Origin of the sequence: Halorubrum sp. SP9 (genome assembly GCF_005435015.1) — an archaeon.
GTDB lineage: Archaea > Halobacteriota > Halobacteria > Halobacteriales > Haloferacaceae > Halorubrum > Halorubrum sodomense.
Map to the genome: position 1 here is coordinate 1 of NZ_SGXU01000218.1, position 705 is coordinate 705.

The window sequence follows — 705 nt, forward strand, 5'->3', positions numbered from 1 at the left end:
TCGGACCGTCAAATGTGTCCCAGACTTCCTCCAGCGTGCCCCAACCCTACATTTCTACCTTGCCCGGTCGTTGTTTCCATTCGTGTCGCTCCCGGTACTGCTCGCGACGCTTTTCCGCGACGACATCGATGTCATAATCGACAACCACACGCCGCATCCGAGTCTCGTCGCGTTCCTCGGGCCACTATTCTCTGTGCCGGTGGTTGCGCTCGTCCACGAGTATCACGACTGGAGCGCGATCGAAAAATACCCGCTCCCAGTCGGTGTTATTCAACTGCTCGCCCAGAACTTCTTGCGTATTGGGCTGTATGCGGCCGTGATTGTTCCGCGCGAAGAGACGAGAGAGGCGCTACGCGAGTATGGAACATCGATACCGATACACGTCGTGCCGAACGGGCTCGACGTCGACACGTACTTAGAGCCACCTGCGGCGGTGGAGGCGGAGTCGTTCGACTTCGTCGTCGTTTCGCGACTCGTTCACCGAAAGGGCATTGACCAACTGCTGGGAGCGATGGCACTCGTCGCCGCGGAATACCCGTCGGTTCAATTGGGGATTGCCGGCTCGGGACCGGAACGGAATCGGTTAGCGCGACAGGCAGCTGAGTTAGGCATCTCGGAACACGTAACATTTCTTGGCTTCGTCTCAGAAGAGCGGAAGCGGGCACTGCTCCACGAGTCGTCGGTCTTCGTGTTGCCCTCGCGCCA

The 705-nt window shown here is 59.0% G+C and carries 1 protein-coding gene; it reads left to right on the top strand.

What is annotated here, in order from left to right:
• Window positions 1–82: 82 nt before the first annotated feature.
• The coding region (locus EXE45_RS17275) for a glycosyltransferase family 4 protein (RefSeq protein ID WP_241989522.1) at window positions 83–705 on the top strand (623 nt) is incomplete at its 3' end.